The organism is Endozoicomonas elysicola (assembly GCF_000710775.1).
Taxonomy (GTDB): Bacteria; Pseudomonadota; Gammaproteobacteria; order Pseudomonadales; family Endozoicomonadaceae; genus Endozoicomonas; species Endozoicomonas elysicola.
In genome coordinates this window covers 2,225,793-2,246,770 of the sequence record NZ_JOJP01000001.1, presented here as the reverse complement: position 1 = coordinate 2,246,770, position 20,978 = coordinate 2,225,793, and the positions used below count along the sequence as shown (strand labels likewise).

Annotated in this window: 24 protein-coding genes; 11 read left to right on the top strand and 13 right to left on the bottom strand. The window is 48.5% G+C overall.

Going from position 1 to position 20,978, the window contains the following annotated elements; translation table 11 throughout:
- Positions 1 to 208: 208 nt before the first annotated feature.
- The 8 genes from sctN to sctU all read left to right on the top strand — a co-directional run bounded on the left by sctN (position 209) and on the right by sctU (position 6,639).
- Complete coding sequence (gene sctN, locus GV64_RS09575) at positions 209 to 1,552, top strand: type III secretion system ATPase SctN (protein ID WP_020585060.1); 1,344 nt, start codon at positions 209 to 211, stop codon at positions 1,550 to 1,552.
- A gap of 4 nt (positions 1,553 to 1,556) precedes the next feature.
- Positions 1,557 to 2,060, top strand: coding sequence for a type III secretion system stalk subunit SctO (sctO, locus tag GV64_RS09570; RefSeq protein ID WP_020585061.1), 504 nt, complete (start codon positions 1,557 to 1,559; stop codon positions 2,058 to 2,060).
- Between the two features lie 12 nt (positions 2,061 to 2,072).
- Positions 2,073 to 2,813, top strand: coding sequence for a type III secretion HpaP family protein (locus GV64_RS09565; RefSeq protein ID WP_020585062.1), 741 nt, complete (start codon positions 2,073 to 2,075; stop codon positions 2,811 to 2,813).
- 8 nt (positions 2,814 to 2,821) lie between these two features.
- A complete protein-coding gene (gene sctQ / locus GV64_RS09560) occupies positions 2,822 to 3,793 on the top strand; it encodes a type III secretion system cytoplasmic ring protein SctQ (protein ID WP_020585063.1) in 972 nt (323 codons plus the stop codon).
- Positions 3,794 to 3,859: 66 nt separating this feature from the next.
- Positions 3,860 to 4,528, top strand: coding sequence for a type III secretion system export apparatus subunit SctR (gene sctR, locus GV64_RS09555; protein ID WP_020585064.1), 669 nt, complete (start codon positions 3,860 to 3,862; stop codon positions 4,526 to 4,528).
- Positions 4,521 to 4,784: a type III secretion system export apparatus subunit SctS gene (gene sctS, locus GV64_RS09550; protein ID WP_020585065.1), complete on the top strand. Its 264-nt coding sequence runs from the start codon at positions 4,521 to 4,523 to the stop codon at positions 4,782 to 4,784. Before sctR ends, sctS begins: the two co-directional genes overlap by 8 nt.
- A gap of 2 nt (positions 4,785 to 4,786) precedes the next feature.
- Positions 4,787 to 5,578, top strand: coding sequence for a type III secretion system export apparatus subunit SctT (gene sctT / locus GV64_RS09545; RefSeq protein WP_020585066.1), 792 nt, complete (start codon positions 4,787 to 4,789; stop codon positions 5,576 to 5,578).
- Positions 5,575 to 6,639, top strand: coding sequence for a type III secretion system export apparatus subunit SctU (gene sctU / locus GV64_RS09540; RefSeq protein WP_020585067.1), 1,065 nt, complete (start codon positions 5,575 to 5,577; stop codon positions 6,637 to 6,639). The genes sctT and sctU overlap by 4 nt, the downstream gene beginning before the upstream one ends.
- 44 nt (positions 6,640 to 6,683) lie before the next feature.
- Here sctU and GV64_RS09535 read toward each other — a convergent pair whose 3' ends face one another.
- From GV64_RS09535 to GV64_RS09515, 5 genes are all read right to left on the bottom strand, one after another.
- On the bottom strand, positions 6,684 to 7,526 hold the full coding sequence (locus tag GV64_RS09535) for an SDR family NAD(P)-dependent oxidoreductase (protein ID WP_020585068.1): 843 nt from the start codon (positions 7,524 to 7,526) through the stop codon (positions 6,684 to 6,686).
- Between the two features lie 83 nt (positions 7,527 to 7,609).
- Positions 7,610 to 8,638: a 4-hydroxy-2-oxovalerate aldolase gene (gene dmpG, locus GV64_RS09530; protein ID WP_020585069.1), complete on the bottom strand. Its 1,029-nt coding sequence runs from the start codon at positions 8,636 to 8,638 to the stop codon at positions 7,610 to 7,612.
- 3 nt (positions 8,639 to 8,641) lie between these two features.
- Positions 8,642 to 9,556, bottom strand: a complete 915-nt coding sequence (locus GV64_RS09525) for an acetaldehyde dehydrogenase (acetylating) (protein ID WP_026258653.1) — start codon at positions 9,554 to 9,556, stop codon at positions 8,642 to 8,644.
- Positions 9,557 to 9,560: 4 nt separating this feature from the next.
- Complete coding sequence (locus GV64_RS09520) at positions 9,561 to 10,352, bottom strand: fumarylacetoacetate hydrolase family protein (RefSeq protein WP_020585071.1); 792 nt, start codon at positions 10,350 to 10,352, stop codon at positions 9,561 to 9,563.
- 118 nt (positions 10,353 to 10,470) lie between these two features.
- Positions 10,471 to 11,292 (bottom strand): alpha/beta fold hydrolase, encoded by an 822-nt coding sequence (locus tag GV64_RS09515; RefSeq protein ID WP_020585072.1) that lies wholly within the window; start codon positions 11,290 to 11,292, stop codon positions 10,471 to 10,473.
- Between the two features lie 286 nt (positions 11,293 to 11,578).
- Here GV64_RS09515 and GV64_RS09510 point away from each other — a divergent pair, with 286 nt between their 5' ends.
- Both GV64_RS09510 and GV64_RS09505 read left to right on the top strand, forming a co-directional pair.
- The gene (locus tag GV64_RS09510) at positions 11,579 to 12,373 is read left to right on the top strand and encodes an SDR family oxidoreductase (protein ID WP_020585073.1); all 795 of its coding nucleotides are present in this window, start codon (positions 11,579 to 11,581) and stop codon (positions 12,371 to 12,373) included.
- A gap of 26 nt (positions 12,374 to 12,399) precedes the next feature.
- Positions 12,400 to 12,888 carry an SRPBCC family protein gene (locus GV64_RS09505; RefSeq protein ID WP_020585074.1) on the top strand — a complete coding sequence of 163 codons (489 nt, stop codon included), beginning with the start codon at positions 12,400 to 12,402 and terminating at the stop codon, positions 12,886 to 12,888.
- A gap of 166 nt (positions 12,889 to 13,054) precedes the next feature.
- On the opposite strand, the gene GV64_RS09500 is transcribed toward GV64_RS09505, so the two are convergent.
- On the bottom strand, positions 13,055 to 13,486 hold the full coding sequence (locus tag GV64_RS09500; RefSeq protein WP_236632930.1) for an OsmC family protein: 432 nt from the start codon (positions 13,484 to 13,486) through the stop codon (positions 13,055 to 13,057).
- Positions 13,487 to 13,631: 145 nt separating this feature from the next.
- On the opposite strand from GV64_RS09500, the gene GV64_RS09495 reads away from it, so the two are divergent.
- Positions 13,632 to 14,789: a DUF819 family protein gene (locus GV64_RS09495; protein WP_020585076.1), complete on the top strand. Its 1,158-nt coding sequence runs from the start codon at positions 13,632 to 13,634 to the stop codon at positions 14,787 to 14,789.
- A gap of 35 nt (positions 14,790 to 14,824) precedes the next feature.
- On the opposite strand, the gene GV64_RS09490 is transcribed toward GV64_RS09495, so the two are convergent.
- From GV64_RS09490 to GV64_RS09460, 7 genes are all read right to left on the bottom strand, one after another.
- A complete protein-coding gene (locus GV64_RS09490) occupies positions 14,825 to 15,250 on the bottom strand; it encodes a nuclear transport factor 2 family protein (RefSeq protein WP_020585077.1) in 426 nt (141 codons plus the stop codon).
- The gene (locus tag GV64_RS09485; RefSeq protein ID WP_020585078.1) at positions 15,247 to 15,630 is read right to left on the bottom strand and encodes a nuclear transport factor 2 family protein; all 384 of its coding nucleotides are present in this window, start codon (positions 15,628 to 15,630) and stop codon (positions 15,247 to 15,249) included. Before GV64_RS09485 ends, GV64_RS09490 begins: the two co-directional genes overlap by 4 nt.
- 108 nt (positions 15,631 to 15,738) lie before the next feature.
- Positions 15,739 to 16,941: an acetyl-CoA C-acyltransferase gene (locus tag GV64_RS09480; protein WP_020585079.1), complete on the bottom strand. Its 1,203-nt coding sequence runs from the start codon at positions 16,939 to 16,941 to the stop codon at positions 15,739 to 15,741.
- 65 nt (positions 16,942 to 17,006) lie between these two features.
- Positions 17,007 to 17,468, bottom strand: coding sequence for a MaoC family dehydratase (locus tag GV64_RS09475; RefSeq protein WP_020585080.1), 462 nt, complete (start codon positions 17,466 to 17,468; stop codon positions 17,007 to 17,009).
- Entirely contained in the window at positions 17,468 to 18,250 is a 783-nt protein-coding gene (locus GV64_RS09470) for an SDR family oxidoreductase (RefSeq protein ID WP_020585081.1), read from the bottom strand. Before GV64_RS09470 ends, GV64_RS09475 begins: the two co-directional genes overlap by 1 nt.
- 265 nt (positions 18,251 to 18,515) lie before the next feature.
- Positions 18,516 to 19,709 carry an acyl-CoA dehydrogenase family protein gene (locus tag GV64_RS09465; protein ID WP_020585082.1) on the bottom strand — a complete coding sequence of 398 codons (1,194 nt, stop codon included), beginning with the start codon at positions 19,707 to 19,709 and terminating at the stop codon, positions 18,516 to 18,518.
- Between the two features lie 5 nt (positions 19,710 to 19,714).
- Positions 19,715 to 20,938: an acyl-CoA dehydrogenase family protein gene (locus tag GV64_RS09460; RefSeq protein ID WP_020585083.1), complete on the bottom strand. Its 1,224-nt coding sequence runs from the start codon at positions 20,936 to 20,938 to the stop codon at positions 19,715 to 19,717.
- Between the last annotated feature and the right edge of the window lie 40 nt (positions 20,939 to 20,978).

The following is a 20,978-nucleotide window of genomic DNA, read 5'->3' as shown; positions in this document are numbered from 1 at the left end:
GGCCGAAAAGAATGTAAGAAGCCTGTATTTGAACCGGGAGCCTTTATCCAGTTTTTAATCACGCCTTGAGTAGAAGAACTATACTCCGTCGCGTCTGGATAATTACTCCATACTGCCAAAAGTGAAGTGCTGCACTCTTCAGCCATGAAAATGGGAAGGATCTCAAAAGCAGCATTTCCAGAGAAAGAAAAATAATGGAGGCATCAAGTTGGCTCAAGCGTTTAACTATCTGACCAGTGCACTTCAGGGCACTGTCGAAAGTGGCAGGCTGATAGACATCCGTGGGCGTGTCACCGAAGTCCAGGGAATGATCATCAAAGCTGCTGTACCTGGAGTGAAAATTGGTGAACTCTGTCAGCTGGTATCTCCCAATAACCCTGATGACAATGATCGGAACTCATACGCTGAAGTGGTGGGCTTTCAGGGGCATGAAACGGTGCTTGCCCCCCTCGGGGAAATCATGGGTATTTCCTCAACCACCGAAGTTATACCCACAGGCAAAGTACATCATGTGGCTGTAGGGCCTCACCTTCTGGGTCATGTACTGGATGGAATGGGCAACCCGCTGAACCCGGACGCATTTAAAGGTATTGAGCCTGAAGCTCATTACCCCGTTTATGCCGACGCCCCTGACCCTATGACTCGACGAATTATCGACCACCCTATCCCCTTGGGGGTTAAGGCTATTGATAGCATTCTGACTTGTGGCGAAGGTCAAAGAATGGGGATATTTGCCGCGGCTGGCGGTGGTAAGAGTACGCTGTTATCGATGCTGGTTAAAGGTGCTGAGGTGGATGTTACGGTCCTGGCCCTGATCGGTGAACGGGGACGTGAATTACGTGAATTTATTGAGCACGACCTGGGTCCTGAAGGGGTCAAAAAATCCGTCATTATCGTAGCCACATCCGATAAATCATCCATGGAACGTTCAAAAGCGGCCTATACCGCCACGGCAGTTGCTGAATACTTCCGGGATAGAGGCAAACGAGTGCTTCTGCTAATGGACTCGGTGACTCGATTTGCCCGTGCCCAACGTGAAATTGGTCTGGCAGCAGGTGAGCCGCCAACCCGTCGAGGCTTTCCTCCTTCCGTGTTTGCCACGCTCCCCAAACTCATGGAGCGCACAGGCATGTCCGATGTTGGCTCAATCACTGCACTCTATACGGTGCTGGTTGAAGGCGATGACATGACAGAGCCGGTAGCCGATGAAACCCGATCGATTCTCGATGGCCATATTATTCTCTCCAGAAAGCTCGCCGCTGCTGGTCAATTCCCCGCCATTGATGTTCTGGCCAGTGCCAGCCGGGTTATGAATGCAATTACTACACCTGAGCACCGTGCTGCGACAACCAAAATACGCCAATTGATGGCCAAGTACGATGAGATCGAGTTACTTGTCAAAGTGGGTGAATACAAACAGGGCGCTGATCAAGTAGCCGATGAAGCAATACATAAGATTGAGGCGATCAGAACATTCCTGAAGCAGAGAACCGACGAACTGATGCCCTTTGATCAGACCATTCTTCAACTCCAACAACTAGCAGAATATTAAGATTATGCTCAAGGAGTTGCTGAAAGTTAAAAATATACGCGAGCAAACTGCCGAGCGTGAAGTGAAGCTGTGCGAACAGGAACTGGAGCTTCGAAGACAGGAAGTCATCAAGAGACAGCAGGAAGTCGAACAACGCAAGCAGGATTTGGAAGACTATATCCTGTGGCGCAGTCAAGAAGAGCAGCGACTATACGATAATATTATGAACACCAGTATTCAGCAGCATGATCTGGATCGATTGAAACAGAAAGTCGCCATATTACGTGAGAAAGATGCGTCAATGGAGCAGGCAATTTCAGAAGCAGAGCAGCGGGTCGTAGAAGCAGAACAACAGGTGACAGAAGCAGAGCAGCTGCTTGAGATAGCAAAGCAGGCTCACTATAAGGCCAAGCTCGCTGTGGAAAAGTTTGAAGAGTTCTGCAAGGTGCAGGACGAAGAGGCTGAAAAAGAAGCCAAACGTCTTGAAGACCTGGAAATGGAAGAATTTACCGTTAAATCCAAGGAATAGGAGTCTATCATCATGTCGACACAAGGCTTGAATCAAAGTGGCAATACCCAATCAACCCCTCCTACTCAGCAACAGGACTATAACCAGCAGAGCCGTAAAGTTTCAGAAAGACAGGCCGGTGACTTTGCTGAACGAATGGCAAAAGAGAAGCGGGAAAAAGAGAAAAAGGCCGGAGGTGAAAAGGACCAGAGTCTTGAGAGCTTGATGGCAGAACGAAGCAAGAGCTCTAAAGACGCCATAAAAGGCCGCCAGGAAAAAGATCAGGGCGGAGAGCACATGTCCCACAATATGCGGGATGGGTCAGAACACGCTCAAATCAATAACACTCAAAGCCAGATAAAAGCGGATGCCCAGCTTCGTGAAATCCAACAGGCAAGCAGCGTAAAGGAAATTGATGCCGCTCTTACTAAGCTGGCAGATCAGATTCAGGTTTCCGCAAAAGATGCAATCAATGGGGCTGAGGTTCGAATCTCCCTGAAAGACAGTGTACTGCCAGGTACCGAGATCAGAATCCAAAGGCTGGGTGGAGAGCTGACGGTAACCATGAACACATCATCTGCAGAAGCAGGAAACTTTCTGGCACAGCATGAAGCAAACCTGCAAAAAATGCTGGCTGAACGATTCTCCAACGATAAGGTTCAGGTCAATATCAATATGTCAGGTGGTGACAATCAGGATACCGATGGCCGTTCACGTAACCAGTATGTTGCCGAAGATAATGACCAGAACTCTTCCAGAAACGATCGGGCATAGGCTGAACCATGGCAGCAGAACTTATTGATCTACCCTCTGTCTCACCCTCGCAGCTGCTGCTTAGTCAAATCCTCAGCAACCGTCAGACAGAGCTTGCCCTGCCGGTTAATGACGACAGGTGGGACATTTCACTCGGCAGCATCGCGGCACAAAATATGCCTGCCATCTGCATGCAGCTTGAAATCAACCATCAACCTGTCTCCCTGTACACCGGCAGTGCATTGATTGATCGCATAATGCCGGACAACCTTAACAGCCAGGTGTTACTGAAACTCCCCAGAGAATTGATGCTGGCTGCACTGGAAAACAGGCTGCAAAACTTATTTGAGTATCTGATGCAGGGACTTGGTATCTCTATCAAGTTCTCTGACATGATGCCCAATGCCGATCAATCAAAGCGGGCAGAGCTGGCTATGACTATCCAGATAGCGGGTACGCAATACCCCATCTATCTGGAAAGCAACCCGATAGTATTTGAGCTGCTGAAACTACTGCCCACTCATATCCACGAGCAAACCACCGATATACCTATCTGGGCAGGTCTGGAACTGGGACAGGCAAAACTGTCTAAAGAAGAAACCAGTGGGCTGGGTGTCGGTGACATTGTATTTTTCCATTACCACGTAACCGGACAGCAGCTGATTATCAGAGTCAGCCAGGATGTTGCTTTCATCGGAGAAGCAGAAGGCTCTCAAATCACCATCAAACACAGGATGGATACAATGGAAGACGATCAGATGCATCATGAACAGGAGCCGATAGATCTGTCAGATATTGAGATTGACCTTTTATTTGAAGTGGGTCGACAACAGTTCAGTGCACAGGAAGTTCAGGCTCTTCAGGCAGGTCATGTATTTGAATTGGACCGCCCCATTGAACAACCGGTACGTGTTCGGGCCGGTGGCAAGTTGATTGCCGAATGCCAGCTGGTACAGATAAACAATCGACTGGGTGCGCGTATTACCAGAATTGTCGACTGACTTCTTTTAAGACCATCTTAATAAAAAAGTTTCCTGATCACACAGAGAGACTTATATAGGGCGACTATGGAAAGCGGCGCGATTACTCTCACCAGTCCTTTTTATTTGATGATACCGCTGGCGCTGATGGCGCTGGTGCCTTTTCTGGCGGTTATGGGTACATCATTCCTGAAACTGGTCGTCGTTTTTTCCATACTGAGAAATGCCACCGGTCTTCAGCAGATTCCTCCCAACATCGCCATGAATGCCCTGGCCATTATCCTGACGCTTTATATCATGGCACCTATTGGCTTTGAGGCCTGGGATCTTATTGAACAGGAAAATATCAGTTTTCAGACTAAAGACAGTGAAGCATTGATGGATAACATCGAGCTGCTGATTGTCCCCTATCGGGAATTTCTGAAAAAAAATACATCAGAGCGTGAAAGAAACTTTTTCCTCAAAACAGCGCGACAGCTCTGGCCAAAAGCCTATCAGGAACAGTTAACCGCTGATGATCTGGTCATTCTAATGCCCTCCTTCTGTATTAGTGAGTTGACGAAAGCCTTTGAAATTGGCTTCCTGCTTTATTTACCGTTCATCGTTATTGACTTGATCGTTTCAAACATACTTCTGGCCATGGGTATGATGATGGTATCCCCCATGACGATATCTCTGCCTTTCAAGCTCCTGTTGTTTGTATTACTGGACGGATGGACACGCCTGATTCACGGACTGGTGCTGAGTTATGCATGATCCGCATATACTGACACTCACAGCGCAGGCACTCTGGTTGACACTGCTACTGTCCATGCCTCCGATTATTGCCGCATCCGTCGTTGGCCTGTTAATCAGTTTGATTCAGGCATTGACACAAATTCAGGAACAGACTCTGCCCTTTGCCTTCAAGCTGGTTGCCGTCATCATCAGTATTTTCCTGACTTCACGATGGATCGGGATTGAGATCTATAACTACTCTTTAGCGATCATGAATATGATTCAAAGGCTCTAGTCATGATCATACCCGTCGACGACCTGAAAGAGTGGTTCTACATCCTGTCGATGGGAATGCCACGTATAGTTTCCATGTTTACCGTCTTGCCCTTATTGCACAAACGTAATCTGGGTGGTGCCATGATTCGCAATGGTATTGCCATGTGCCTGGTGCTTTTTCTCCACCCCATGCTTTCAGAAGCCAAACCGGATGAAGCATTCACCATCTATGACACTGGCGGCCTCGTTATCAAGGAGGCCTTTATCGGTGCCATCATGGGTTTCGTGCTGGCGATCCCATTCTGGGCATTAGAAGCAGCCGGTTTTTTTATAGATAACCAACGGGGTGCTTCTATGGCGAGCACTCTGAACCCCTTCTCAGGGGCTGAAACATCACCTATGGGTATATTATTCAGTCAAGCCATGATCGCACTGGTAATGACCAGCGGGCTGTTTTTATTAATACTGGAAAGCCTGATGGTCACCTACAAAGTCTGGCCTGTCTTCAGCTATTTCCCCCAAATCAACCAGGAAGCAACCACCTTCTTCCTTGGCCAGTTTGACCTGATCATCCAGCTCTCCATGTGGCTAGCCGCACCGGTCATTATCTGTATGTTTATCACCGAGTTCGGGATTGCCCTGATCAGCCGGGCAGCACCACAGCTAAACGTATTCATTCTGGCCATGCCAATTAAATCTGCCGTTGCCTGTGCCATTCTTGTGGTTTACATGGCAACCATTCTGGAACTAACCCGCAAATATATGATGGGAGTCCCCCAGCTATTTGACTCATTGGGAGTGATCTGGAAATGAGTGCAGAAAAAACAGAAGAACCCACCCCCAAAAAACTGCGCGATGCCCGGGAAAAAGGGCAGGTCGCAAAGAGTAAAGAGGTATCTGGTACTTTCAACCTGATCGCAGTACTGGCTGTACTCTGGTACATGAGTGAAACGTATATCGAAACTTTTAAGGCTATGGTGGTGTTCCCGGCCCTGGTCTACAACGAACCATTTGAAGTCTCTTTTAAAATTGTGACCATGGGTATTCTGCAGATGACCATGGACTTACTCATCCCATTAGTTGCCGTCGCCATGTTTTCTGCCATTGCCGGTAATGTGATGCAATTTGGCCTCTTATTTGCCCCTGAAGGCATCAAACCGGATATCGAAAAAATCAGTCCGGTTGGTGGGTTGAAGAAGATTTTCGCCATGAAAAACCTCGTCGAGTTTTTCAAATCGGTGATCAAAATATTATTTCTGACTTTTGTTGTGTACTACGTCATCTATTCCAGTATTGGTGATATGGTCGACATGCCACATTGCGGCAGCTCTTGCATACTTCCAGTCGCTGCTCATCTGATAAAAAAACTACTGCTCTATTCAATGATTGCTTTCGTGATTATTGCAGTTCTGGACTATATGTTTGAGCGCCATAACTTTACGAAGCAAAACCGAATGAGTAAAGATGAGGTCAAACGGGAGCATAAGGAGAGTGAAGGTAGCCCCGAAATAAAAGGTAAACGGAAGGAAATTCATCAGGAAATACTGAACCAGGCTGAAAATACCGGAAAGTCAGACGTTGTTATTAAAAACCCGACTCACCTTGCCATTGGTTTGCAGTATCGTCAAGGTAAGACGCCACTTCCCCTTGTCACGGTTAAAGGTCGTGGTGGTCATGCCCGGTTTATTATCAAAATTGCAGAAAAAGAAGGTATTCCTGTTCTAGAAAACGTTCCATTGGCTCACGCCCTTTTTCATTTGAACATTGCCGATTTTATCCCCGGGGAACTTATTGAACCTGTTGCAGAAGTCTTCCGCTGGGTACAGGAAATTAAAGAGCAGGAAAAAGATAATGAGTCACCTGCCGAAGAGTAACCAGCAACAACATTTCATAAAAAATGATGCTGCTGAATAAAAGATCAACTGGTCCGGGCAAGCTGCTCTTTAGCAAACATCTTCGCAAAAGGCTTATGGATAGCAGAAGGTAAAAGGCGCTTAAACTTTTCTACCAAATGTGAATCAGTTCCTATAACCACTCTCTGTTTATTCTTCCTGACCGCATTTAGCATTTTAGCGACAGCCTTATCAGTATCCATAGCAAACTTATCCACCTTTCTGTTAATGGCAGCAGCATTTGCCGGGTTACCCGCTTTGTCGAGGTGAGCGTTAAGTATATTGGTTTTAATCGCACCGGGATGAACACTGGTCACCCCAATATTATCCATATGCAATTCAGCCCACAGTGTTTCACTGATCGCTCTAACCGCTGACTTCGTTGCGCAATAAGAAGACTGATTGGGCATGCCAATAAAGCCTGCCAGACTGGACATATTAATAATATGCGCATTATCCAAACCTTTTTTACCCTGCTCTTTCAGATAAGGCAGGAAAGCTTTGGTACCATAAATCACACCCCACAGATTGATGCCAATCACCAGTTCCCAGTGTTCAATACTCAGGTCTGAAAAACTGCTCTGAAGAGTAATACCGGCATTATTGACCAACAGGTTTACAGCACCATGAACCTCAATAACCTCTTCAGGCAGTGCTTCCATTCGTTTCCGGTCAGTGACATCAACAATATGGCAGCTGACTTTTACACCATAGGGTTCTAGCAGCTTTGCGGTTTCATCTAACCCTTGCTGACTGATATCTCCAAGGGCAAGATGGCAGCCTTCTTTCGCCAGCTGCAACGCCACCTCTCTTCCAATGCCACCACCCGCACCGGTGATAACAGCCACTTTATTATTAAAATTGTTCATAGGCTGAAGTCTGCTATTTAAGGAATTTTTAACCAGGAAGACCACAAAGAGCACTGAGCCTTTTGTGGTCTATAGAGTTTTGCTTAAATCAGTCCCTGCTCTTTGGCCATGGTCAGGGCAAGATCTTCGATCATATCTTCCTGACCACCGACGGTTCCGCGACGACCCAGCTCGGCCAGAATATCACGAGCCTGAACGCCATACTTCGCTTCTGCACGCTTGGCAAACAACAGGAAGGATGAGTAAACCCCGGCATAGCCCAGCGTCAGTGCATCACGGTCAATTCGGATCGGCTGATCCATCAATGGCACGACCAGGTCTTCAGCCACATCACTGATCTTGTAAAGATCAACACCGGTTTCAACACCCATGCGATCCAGCACTGCAACGAACACTTCCAATGGTGTATTACCAGCACCGGCACCCAGGCCTGCCACAGAACCATCAATACGACTGGCTCCGGCTTCAATTGCTGCCAGAGAGTTAGCAATACCCATCGCCATATTGTGATGACCATGGAAGCCTATCTCCGTTTCAGGCTTTAGCTCTGCACGAAGGAGTCCAAGCTTATCTGTCACCTCATCCGGCAGCATATAACCGGCAGAGTCGGTACAGTAAATACAGTTTGCACCGTAGCTTTCCATCAGCTTGGCCTGTTCCAGAATTTTCTCAGCACTGACCATATGCGCCATCATTAAAAAGCCCACTGTATCCATGCCCATCTTGGCAGACATGCCAATATGCTGCTCAGACACATCCGCTTCCGTACAATGCGTTGCTACCCGTATGGTGGAAACCCCCAGATCTTTTGCCATTCTCAAGTGATCAAGAGTTCCTATACCAGGCAGCTGCAAAGCAGAAACTTTGGCATTTTTCATCTTGGGAATAACGGCATCCAGATACTCTTCATCACTGTGGGCCGGAAAACCATAGTTAACGGATGCCCCACCCAGGCCATCACCATGAGTGACTTCGATCAGGGGAATACCGGCATCATCCATCGCAGTGGCAATATTCACCATTTCATCGAGAGAAATCTGATGCTGCTTGGCATGCATACCGTCCCGCAGACACATATCATGGAGGGTGACTTTTTTACCTTTCAGGTTCATTGCTTATTCTCCACGTGCCGGTAAAGTGATAGCGCCCTTCGCCGCTTCTTCAGCAAACATCTCAGCCGTTCTTAGGCCAGCCGCCGTCATAATATCCAGATTACCGGCATACTTGGGCAGAAAGTCCCCAAGGCCTTCCACTTCCATAAAGACCGTAACCCGGTTGCCATCAAAAATAGGACCATTCACCAGACGATAGCCCGGTACATATTTCTGAACCTCAGCCACCATGTCGTGAACCGACTGAGTGATCGCTCTCTGATCCGGCTCTTCTGTGGTCAGACAGTGGATGGTGTCACGCATGATCAGTGGTGGTTCAGCGGGGTTAATGATAATGATCGCCTTGCCCTTCTTGGCGCCACCGACCTTTTCAACGGCTCCGGACGTGGTTCGGGTAAATTCATCAATATTTTGTCGTGTACCAGGCCCTACTGAGCGGGAAGATACGGTGGCAACAATCTCACCGTACTCCACTTCCTGAACTCGAGAGACAGCAGCCACCATGGGGATGGTCGCCTGCCCACCACAGGTCACCATATTCACGTTGAGCTTCAACTCTTCCGTATGTTCTCTGAGATTCACAGGAGGCACACAGAAAGGACCGATAGCAGCAGGGGTCAAATCAATCATGATCACACCCAGCTCGTTCAGCTTACGGCTGTTCTCTGCATGTACGTAAGCTGACGTTGCATCAAACGCGATGCGGATATCGTCCTTAATAACATGAGGAAGCACACCATCAACACCTTCTGAAGAGGTCTTGATGCCCATTTCACGAGCACGTTTCAAACCTTCTGATTCAGGGTCAATACCCACCATCCAGACCGGCTCGATCCATTCAGAGCGCTTCATTTTCATCAACAGGTCGGTACCAATATTGCCCGGCCCGATGATGATTGCCTTCAGTTTCTGACTCATCTTTTTATTCTCCAAATGTCACAGCGGCCTTGCCTAAACCTTCAATCTCCAGCTCCATCACATCACCTAGCTGAACAGGCTCAAGAGGTACAAGGGAGCCAGACAGAATTATTTCACCCGCCTTGAAAGGAATGCCAAACTCACCAAGGGTATTGGCCAACCAGGCAACCGCCGTTAATGGGTCCCCCTGAACGGCTGCCCCAACACCTTCACTGATCAACTGACCATTTTTATAAACTTTCATCTGCGCGGCGGGCAGATCAATAGACCGTGGATCAACAGCCTCTTCACCCAACACAAAAACACCACAGGAAGCGTTATCAGAAACCGTATCCTGTATCTTGATCTGCCAGTTATGAATGCGGGAGTCTACAATTTCAAAACAGGGAAAAACCGACTCGGTTGCATCCAGTACATCCTGTTCAGTCACACCAGGCCCCACCAGATCCTTTTTCAGTTTGAAGGCAATTTCTCCTTCAGCCCTGGGTTGTATGAGTTTGTTTTCTGAACAGGAAATAGTTTCCCCATTGTTGAACCACATCTGCTCGGTAATAAATCCAAAGTCTGGCTGATGTACATTCAGCATGTCCTGAACCGCTTTGGAGGTTACGCCTATTTTTTTGCCCACAATCTTATCGCCAGCAGCAACCCGACGTTCCACCATGTGAAGAGAAATGTGGTAGGCATCTTCAATAGAAATATCGCTCTCACGTTCCGTTAGCGGGGCAATGCTCTGGCCATTGGTTAAGGCCTCATAGAGTTCATCACCGTACTGCGCTCTTTTATCTTTATTCATTATTTTTATTCGCCTCATTCCCACGTTCTGAATGGGAATCTAAAACCTGTCACATACTCCTGCGCCGGGACATGGGAGCGAGGAGACTGTCTGGGAATAGATGCCCCTTAACAATTCATCAGCCGTGTTTTATAAAATCCAGACATTGCCGGTTAAACCAGTCCTGATGTTCAACCATCACCCAGTGACCACACTCACTCAGCAGGGTAAAACGGATATTACTGCAGCCCTTCATCATGGTGTCGGCACCACGGGAAGGACAAAACTTGTCATTGACTCCCCAGATACCGAAGATGGGGCAGTTCAACTCATGAAGACGGGAGGTCATGTTTGGCACCTGCATGGTTGACAGAACACAGGCAGGCTGTTCATGGACGACAGCAACTCGTTCATTCACCGTTTCATCGGTCACCTGTGACGCATCATAGAGCTGAAGACCCAACAGACGTTTCATTCCAGAAGCTTCTTTTAGTTCTCCAGAAGCAAACGCAGCCGCCATCTTCTGAATACCTTCCATCTCCTGGAAGTACTGTTCTTTCTCCATCAATCCACCCGGGGCCATAAGAATCAGTTTTGTAACCAGCTCGGGATAGTCGAGCGTCAGTTTGATGGCAATGGCGCCACCCAGTGAGTTACCCACCAGGGTGACAGAATCAATAGCCAGTTGATCGATCAAACCTTTGACGGCGGCAACAAAAAAATCGAGGGTGTATTCAGTTTCCGGTTTATCACTCAAACCATAACCAGGAAGATCAGGAACGATAGCTCTCACACCGGCTTCTGCAAAAATCGGGTAGTTGCCTTTGAAATTACTGTAACCACTGGCACCGGGTCCACTGCCATGCAGGAACAGTACAGCTTCTCCCTGACCGGCTTCGTGGTAGTGAAGTGACAGACCATCTTCCAATTGAACAAAATGCCCCTCTGGAATTGCACTCATTACCCGCTCTCCTTCTTGTTATTATGAATGTGGAACCGTTTTGATCATTTGGTATCCACCAAACACCCATTGTGAAAAAGCATCTACCCAGTGAGTTTGATCACTGTATAGAAGTGGTGTTTATCTTCGCTCAAGGTTCTTTACTGTTAGGCATTTTTTCAATGGCAGGCAAGAGCAACATCGTCCAACAAGACTAATACAGCCCCAGACTCAGTGGGTAACATCGTAGACTTAATGAAAAAATAAAAGAACAAATGCGCATAGCTAATAAAAAGGGATGGTAGTAATGAGTAACCCTCTGGATTTTACCGGTAAAGTCGTTTTGGTCACTGGTGGTGGCAAAGGTGCCGGCAAAGGCATCAGTGAACGTTTCTTACAGCAGGGTGCCCATGTCGTAATCTGTGGACGTCAGGAACCGGATAACCTGCCTTCTGCAGTTAATCCACAGGGAAGTCAAAATACGGCGACCTTCTTTCCCTGTGATGTCCGGGATCTGGAGCAGATCGATCAACTGATTGGCAGCACCATCAAAACGTTTGGACGCCTGGATGTTCTGGTCAACAATGCCGGTGGCGCTCCCAATGCCGATGCAGCCACCGTATCACCCCGTTTTTCTGAGTCCATCATTCGCCTGAACCTGATCGCACCGCTGAACCTGTGCCAGAAAGCCAATGCCGTCATGCAGGAACAGGCTGAAGGCGGGATGATTATCAATATCTGCAGCGTCAGCGCCAAACGCCCTTCTCCAGGAACCGCAGCCTACGGTGCCGCAAAATCAGGTCTTTTAAACCTGACACAATCGCTGGCTGTCGAGTGGGCACCGAAGGTTCGAGTGAATGCGGTTACTGCTGGTTTGATTCTCACAGAACAGGCTCACCTGCATTACGGTGATGAAGACGGTATTGCCAGTGTCGCCCGAACAGTTCCACTACAGCGACTGGCAACTCCCTCCGATATAGGCGACACTTGTTTGTACTTGGCATCACCACTTTCATCCTACGTTAGTGGTGCTGATATCACTGTTCATGGTGGTGGAGAAAAACCGGCATTCCTGAATGCGGCAGAAAACACATCATCATAAACCATTGACGGTGGAGGATAATAACAATGACTTCAGAATCAACCAGCACCATCGATATTGACTTACCCCTGGAGAAATCCTGGGAAATTCTTCGTGATTTTACTCAAGCCGTAAATTACGTTCCCAACTTGACTGGCTGTGAGCTCCACCCCGGACCAGAGGAAGGTAAAGGCGCCAGCCGAAGAGTCTTTCAGAAAAACGGAAAATTTCTCGATGAAACGGTCACCCACTGGCGGGAAAAACAGGGCTTTGTGATTCGTCTTCACGAAGGTGATGGTCCTGCGCCAGCCCCTTTCCGGGAAGCCTGTTTTATCTACAAAATCCAGCCAAAAGGTGAAAAAACTCAACTGACCACCACCATGAGCTACACAGTCCGCTTTGGTTTCCTGGGTAAGTTGCTGGATAAACTGTTTGTTAAAAAAGCGCTTGACGGTGCAGTGAACAAAATTGCCCGGAATATGAAAAGCTATTATGAGACGGGTGTTCCCAGCAATAAAACCATTTCAAAAGCCTGATAAAGGTATCTGCCACTTTTCTGCTTGATCAGTGCTAGCCATATTGAATCAGAAATACAGGATTTCATATGGTTAGCCACTAAGTAGCAAGCCAGGCTAATAAAATATGTACTCAATAGCAGACGTTGATTGATCCTTTATTAAGTACATTTTTTACTCACTCTAATCAAGCCTGATGCAGGGTATAGTCCCAGCTTATCGTCACCCCTGACTCTGCCAGCATGATTGATACCGAGCAGTACTTCTCAAAAGTCAACGCTAATGCGCGATCCACCTGCTTTTCAGATAGATCCTTTCCGTAAATATCAAAATGCATGTGAATAGCCGTAAACACCGTTGGAGGTGTTTTCGAACGCTCTGAAGTCAGTAAGACCTTACAGTCACGAATATCCTGGCGAGCCTGCGTAAGAATGGATGTCACATCCATAGAGGCACAAGTACCGGCGGCAGCCAGCACAACTTCCATAGGAGAAGGAGCGCTGTTTTTACCACCAAACTGCGTTGGCGCATCCATGATCAATGAATGTTCGCCTTCAACATATTCGGTATGCCCTACAAATCGTTTATTACCCAACCACTGTATCGTTGCCTGCATCATCTTCCCTCCTAAATCGATGCGCCAGCATAACCAGTTCCAACATCTGTCTTGTTGATTCGTATCAAAGCAGCATATCCACTCAGCCCATAACCTTAAAAAAATAATTTTTCCAAATAATGATAATTTGATATTGGTGGGTAACAGCATGATCACCACGGGTTTCCCGTTTATTGCCGTTATGGCAGGGCTATGCGGCATTCTGGTATGGATAGAGCAACAGTACCCCAGTCGCCTCTTCAAATGGTTCCCCAGTATTGTCCTGGTGATGTTTGGTTCGATGGCACTTTATACTTTCGGCCTGTGGGAAATGTCGTCTGAAGTAAAAACAGCCAGAGCCTCAGTCAGGGACAACCTGATTCCTGCCATGCTGTTTCTTATGTCCCTGAAATTCGACCTCTCCATCATCCGAAAACTGGGTATCCGGTTGATTACCATGTTTCTGGGCTCCACCATTACCATAATGCTGGGTTTTATTATTGTTCAGCAGATCATGGGGCCTTTACTCGGTGATGAAACCCCCTATACCTTTGGTGTTATGAGCGCTGGCTGGACTGGAGGCACTCAGAATTTTGTTGCTGTAAAAGAGGCCCTGAACGTCAGTGATTCAGCCATGGCTTACACCCTGTTGATGGGCGCTCTCTGCTACTCAGTATGGCTGATTATTATTATCGCCATGAAGCCCTTTAAGGCTAAGTTCAGTCATTTTCTAAGAGCGGATAACAGCGGCCTGGATAAAGTGCTGGAGCAACTGCAAAATGTAGGAAGCACCGAAAAGCCTGACTTTCAGGCATTAATGCTGATGCTTGGCCTTTCACTGATCATTGCGGCACTCTCCCACTATTTTGGTGGCCTGATTGCTGCCACCGGACTATTCAGTGCCATGGTCTGGGCCATCATTATTTCATCCCTGAGTGGTATGATCCTGGCACCCACCAAGCTTGGTAAGATGGGTGGTGGTGACGAAGTATCAACCATCATGCTTTACATTATCGTTGCCCTGATCGGTGCAGAAGTTAACCTGAGCGCAATTACCAAAGCGCCGCTATATATTCTCTCCGGGGTTATGATCCTTACCATCCATGGCGCTCTACTACTTTTATTGGGTCGTCTGTTGAAGCTGAACCTGCATATCTGCGGAATTGCCTCCATTGCCAATATTGGCAGTGCGCCTTCTGCGGCGGTGGTTGCCGCAGCCTATGATAAAAACCTGATGCCGATCGCCATCATCATGGCTCTGATCGGTTCCATGGTGGGTTCTTTTGTCGGCCTGCTGGTGAGTGAGATTCTAGTGTGGCTGGGGTAGACGCCAGATCCTGTTAAAAACTGGCGGCCCAAGGCTCATTCGCTTATAGAGTGAGCCTTGAAAGTTGTTTTAATGATCCTCCATGAACCAGCAATACGACGATACTCATCCTGATAAAAACCGCCGAGCTGACGGGTTGCCCCCGTATCCCCATTGATATTGAAGTAATAGAGCGCCCATCTTGCTGAAGCCTGGTTACCATCCACTTCAATTTCAGGATTAGCGCCATGGTGAAGGTCAATGACATGATCATGACAGGCCATCTCCTGGAACAGCCCAACAAAACTGTCACGATCTTTAAAAAGGCCAATAGGGCCATAATCGATGACAATGTCACCCTCGGCAAAGCAGTCTCTGATAGCTTCCACTTCTTTCAGGTCACAGGCGTTCAGGTAACGGTGTTTCAGCTGACGGATATCTTCCAGCGCTTCCAGCTTTTCTATGCGCTCTTCCAGCGTCATGCCAGCACCTCCAGGTTATCCTGGCTCCAATAGGCCTTCATGGAAGTAATTTTGCCATCGTCGTTGAACTGCATGACATCGATAACCGTAATAACACAGGGTCGTCCTTCAAAGGTCACTTTGACTTGAAAAGGAATAGCCCCCTCACCACTGATCGTTGTTCTGACGTCACCCGTTTGCTCAGCTGAGGCTTCACTTTGCCCTAACCCTTCACGGTAAAACCGGGAAATTGCTTCAATACCCTGTAAAGGTTCAACACCCACAGGATCTTCCACAGTGGCATCAGCGGCATAAAGTTCGAGAATAGCTTTAATATCCCGCTTATTAACCAGCTGGACATAGAGTTCCATCTTTTCACGGATAGTGGATGTAGAGATCATTGTTATTATCATCCTCTGTTTTTTAACCACGAAGATCACGAAGAGCACAAAGAATCAAAAGAAAAGCCCTTCTTTGTAGGCTTTGTGATCTTCGTGGTTCAATAAAAATCAGGCTACTTCGAACAGGCCTGCAGCGCCCATACCACCACCAATACACATGGTGACCACCACATATTTGGCTCCACGACGCTTACCTTCAATAAGAGAATGCCCCACCATACGGGCACCTGACATCCCAAATGGATGGCCAACGGCAATCGCACCACCATTAACGTTCAGGTTTTCATTGGGAATACCCAGCTGGTCACGACAGTAAATGACCTGACAGGCAAAAGCTTCATTCAGCTCCCAAAGACCAATGTCGTCCATTTTCAGACCATGGCGCTTCAAAAGTTTGGGAATGGCAAACACAGGACCAATCCCCATTTCATCGGATGCACAACCAGCAACGGCAAGACCACGATAAATACCCAGTGGTTCCAGACCTCTTTGCTCTGCCAGTTTGCTGCTCATCAAAACAGAGGCAGATGCACCATCAGACAGCTGTGAAGCGTTACCCGCTGTAATGAAGCGACCTTCAGGTACCCAGTGACCATCCTTCCACACGGGTTGCAGGCCTGCCAGACTCTCCAGCGTTGTACTGGCTCGATTGCACTCATCCTGAGCCAGTGTCACCTCTTCATAAGTCACCTCTTTAGTTTCCTTATTGAAGATGCTCTTGGTCGTGGTCATGGGGACAATTTCATCCGCAAAGAGGCCGGCTTTCTGGGCTTCAGCCGTTCTCAGCTGACTTTGCAGGCTGTAGGCGTCCTGCGCTTCACGACTGATGCCATAACGCTCAGAAACAATCTCTGCCGTTTCAATCATGGGAATATAGGCAGCAGGATCCATGGCAATGGCGGCCTTAGACAGGTTTCGATAGGTATTCTTGTGTTTGTTCTGAACCAGTGAGATTGACTCAAGACCACCTGCCACTGCAATATCAATCTCATCACACATGATGCTTTTGGCAGCAGTAGCAATCGTCATCAAACCTGATGAACATTGACGCTCCATGGCCATACCGGGCACGCTCTCTGGCAGCCCACCAGCAATGGCACAGAGGCGACCAAGATTGTATGACTGAGTGCCCTGCTGAGCAGCCGCACCAATCAGCACATCATCCACTTCACCCGCTTCGATGCCAGCGCGCTTAACCGCCTCACGTACTACATGACCACCCATCGCCGGTGCTTCAGTATCATTAAATGCGCCGCGAAACGCTTTACCAATGGCCGTACGGGCGGTTGAAACAATAACAGCGTCTTTCATTGTTTTTATTCCTTGCTCGAGCATTCTGGAAAGCTTCAACCCGGCTTTCCTACCGGGTTAACTGATTATTCTGGGTAGTAACGGGAAATCGTATCCACCACGCAGGCAGGACGATCTTCACCTTCAATTTCTACAGTCACTCGAACTGTTGACTGAACACCACCTTTTACTTCTTCAACGTTAATCAGCTCACCCACACCACGAATGCGCGCACCCACTTTCACAGAATTAGGAAAGCGCACTTTATCCGTGCCGTAATTAACGCCCATACTGATTCCCTGAACATCCATAATCTCTGGCAGGAACAAACTGACCAGTGAGAGCGTCAGGTAACCATGGGCTATGCAGGCACCAAAAGGGCCGTCCTTGGCACGTTCGGGGTCAACATGAATCCACTGGTGATCACCGGTTGCTTCTGCAAACAGGTTAATTCGCTCCTGGTCAATAGTCAGCCACTGACTTTCTCCCAGAACCACGCCAACCTTATCCTGGAGTTCATGAGGTGTTTTAAAGACTGTGGTCATCATCAGGCCCTCTGGCTGCTGGCAGAAATCACTTCACCGGCCATGTAAGAGCTGTAGTCACTGGCCAGGAACATCATGATGTTGGCGATCTCCCAGACTTCAGCAGCACGACCAAATGCTTCTCTTGAAGCCAGCTGTTGTAACAGATCCTGAGGTGCTGACTTACGAAGGAAATCATGAAGAGCGATGCTTGGGCTGACCGCATTGATACGAATGCCATACTCTGCAGCCTCCAGAGCGGAACAGCGGGTCAGTGCCATAACCCCGGCCTTGGCAGCCGCATAATGTGCCTGCTCTTTCTGGGCACGCCAGCCCAGTACCGAAGCATTATTAACAATAACACCGGATTTACGAGCCATCATCGCTGGTAAAATAGCACGAGTCATACGCATGGTACCGGTCAACGTCACATCAAGAACACGGTTCCACTCAGCGTCTTCCATCTCTACCAGCAGCTTGGAACCACCCAGACCAGCATTATTGATCAATACATCCACACCACCGAGCTTTTCCTCAGCAGCAGCCACCAGAGTCTGGACCTGCTCTTCATCGGTGACATTACAAACTTGGGTATAAATCGCTTCCAGACCGGTTTCGGCTTTTATCTTTTCTGCGGCCTCAATCAACCGGCCTTCATGAATATCGCTGATCATCAGTGCACGACAGCCCTCTTCCGCCGCCCGCACAGCAGCAGAAAAGCCAATACCCGCTCCGGCAGCTGCGGTAATCAGAACTGACTTACCATCCAACAGGTTATGACCCTGTACATATTCCGGGTTCAACATCGCCTTTCTCCCGTTAATTCTTATTATCAAATAATGTTAGGCTCTGTTGACCTAAGGTTGCAGCCTCAGTGGCTTGTATAGCCATCTTCCACGAGGCGGACTGGTGCAGGTGTAGTAGGTTCTACATCAAACCAGTCCAACGAAGCTGGAAGGCGGTTATACGAGCCACCCTTCGGGCTCAAACCAGAGCCTAATCACGGAGATCACAAAGGGAAGCTTTTCTTTTTCTTCCTTTGTGCTCTTCGTGCTCTTTGTGGCTCAAAAACTACTTGGCCTGTCTGGGCTCTTTGGGCATTTCCAATGCCCGCTCAGCGATAATGTTCCGCTGAATTTCATTACTGCCACCATAAATAGTGTCAGAACGGGTAAAGAGATACATGGATTGCAGGCGGGTCAGCTCATAAGGCCCTTCGTCCAGCAGTTCAGACTCAGGCCCAAGCACATCCATCGCCAGCTTACCCAGGTTGGCATGCCAGGTAGCCCAGTGCAGTTTGTAGATCATCGCTTCTTTCTGCAGAGAACCATCCTGAGAACCGGACAACATGCGAAGTGCGTTATAACGCATGATCCGCAGACCAACCCAGGCATCAGCAATGCGCTGTCGTATAGCAGGATCTTCTGCTGCACCATTCTTTTTTGCGATCCGGATAATTTCATCCATCTCATTGAGGAACTGCATCTGCTGTCCCAGCGTGGAGACTCCACGCTCAAAGCCCAGCAAAGCCATGGCTATTTTCCAGCCATCACCGGGCTTGCCGACAATATTGCTGGCATCGGTTACAGCATTGTCAAAGAAGACTTCGTTAAACTCTGAGGTACCCGTCAGCTGTTCAATAGGGCGTACTTCGATTCCTGGCTGATCCATTGGCACCAGCAGAAACGAAAGCCCTTTATGGCCTTTGCTACCGGGTTCGGTACGGGCAATCACAAAGCACCAGTCAGATTCATGGGCAAGAGAGGTCCAGACCTTCTGACCACTGATCTCCCACTGCCCGGTAGACTCATTCAATGCTGCTTTAGTTTTGACATTAGCCAGATCTGAACCTGCACTGGGCTCTGAGTACCCCTGACACCAATACTCTGTGCCATTGGCAATACCTGGGAGAAAACGTTGCTTCTGCTCTTCAGTACCGAAAGCAATGATGGTAGGGCCAGCCAGACCTTCACCAATATGCCCCATATGGCCAGGACCACCGGCACGGGCATACTCTTCGTTAAAAATAACCTGCTGATTAATAGAGAGCCCGCGACCGCCATGCTCTTCAGGCCAACCCACACAGAGCCAACCCGCTTTGGCCATGTGCTCTTCCCATTTTTTCCGCTCTTCCGGGAACATATGTTCATCACCCGGCCCACCGCGGAAGCGAAGCTGCTCAAACTCGCCGGTCAGGTTTTCCTTTAGCCAGGTGGCTACTTCTTTACGGAACTGCTCATCTTCAGGACTGAAACTGATTTTCATAATGCTTACCTCTCCACCTGCCCTGAAGTAACGTTATCTTTACTATCATCCAATAGCAGACTGGCAATACGCTCCCGATGCAAACCAGCATCCCCCAGAAAGGTTTCGGTGGACTTGGCACGTTTGAAATAGAGGTGTGGGTCATATTCCCAGGTAAAGCCAACACCACCATGAAGCTGGATGGATTCTGCAGCACAGTGGAAAAAAGCGTCAGAGCAATACGCTTTGGCAAGCGCTGCTGCTTCGGGAAGTTCTTCTTTTACTGCGGAATCAGACTCGTTTCTCAACACCTCATCAGCAACACAGGCTGCGTAATAAACGGCAGATTTGGCACACTCAACCTGCAGCATCATATCCGCAGCCCGGTGTTTGATGGCCTGAAAGCTGGCAATGGTACGACCAAACTGAACCCGCTCGCGGGTGTAGTCGATGGTTAAATCCATCACCTGACGTGCACCACCCACCTGTTCAGCAGCAATGGCTATCGACGCCAGTTGAAGAACCTGTTGCAGGGCAGGCCAGTCTGACGTCCCTTCACCACCCAGACGGCAATCTGCTGAAACGAACAGATTTTCAATCTCGACCTTTGCCTGTTTGCGGGTTTGATCCATGGTTGGTGTCCAGTAACGCTGTACACCTTCGCTGTCAGGAGACACGGCAAAAAGACGTATACCATCTTCCTCTTTGCTGCCCTCTTCCCTGGCAGCAAGAATCAATAATCCTGCTGTATGCCCATCCGGCACGTAATGCCAGGAGCCTGAAAGCACATAGCCATCCCCCTCTTTCCTGGCGGTGGCTTGAACACTGCTGGCATCCCAACTGCGATTTTCTCGATTCTGCTGACTGGACGCCAGACCCAGTGTTGCGGTCAGGCTGCCTTCAGCAATCTGAGGCAACCACTGCTGTTTCTGTTCTTCATTGCCAGCAACCAGAAGCGCATTAACACCCATTGCAACGGTTGAAAAGAAGGGTGAACAAAACAACCTTCTCCCCATCTCTTCAAACAGTATCGCCAGTTCAACATACCCCAGACCAAGGCCACCATACTCTTCAGGAATATGCAGTGCCTGCCAGTACATTTCCTGACACAGCCGGTCCCAGAGTTCAGGATCAAAACCCTGATCAGTAGCCATGGCTGCACGAACTGCCTCCGATGTTGAGACATCCTGCAGGAAGCTGTCGGCGGACTCCCGAATCATCTCCTGCTCATCGGTAAAAGCGAACTCCATTGCAAGCGCCTCTTATGATTCTTATCGCTGCATACTCTCG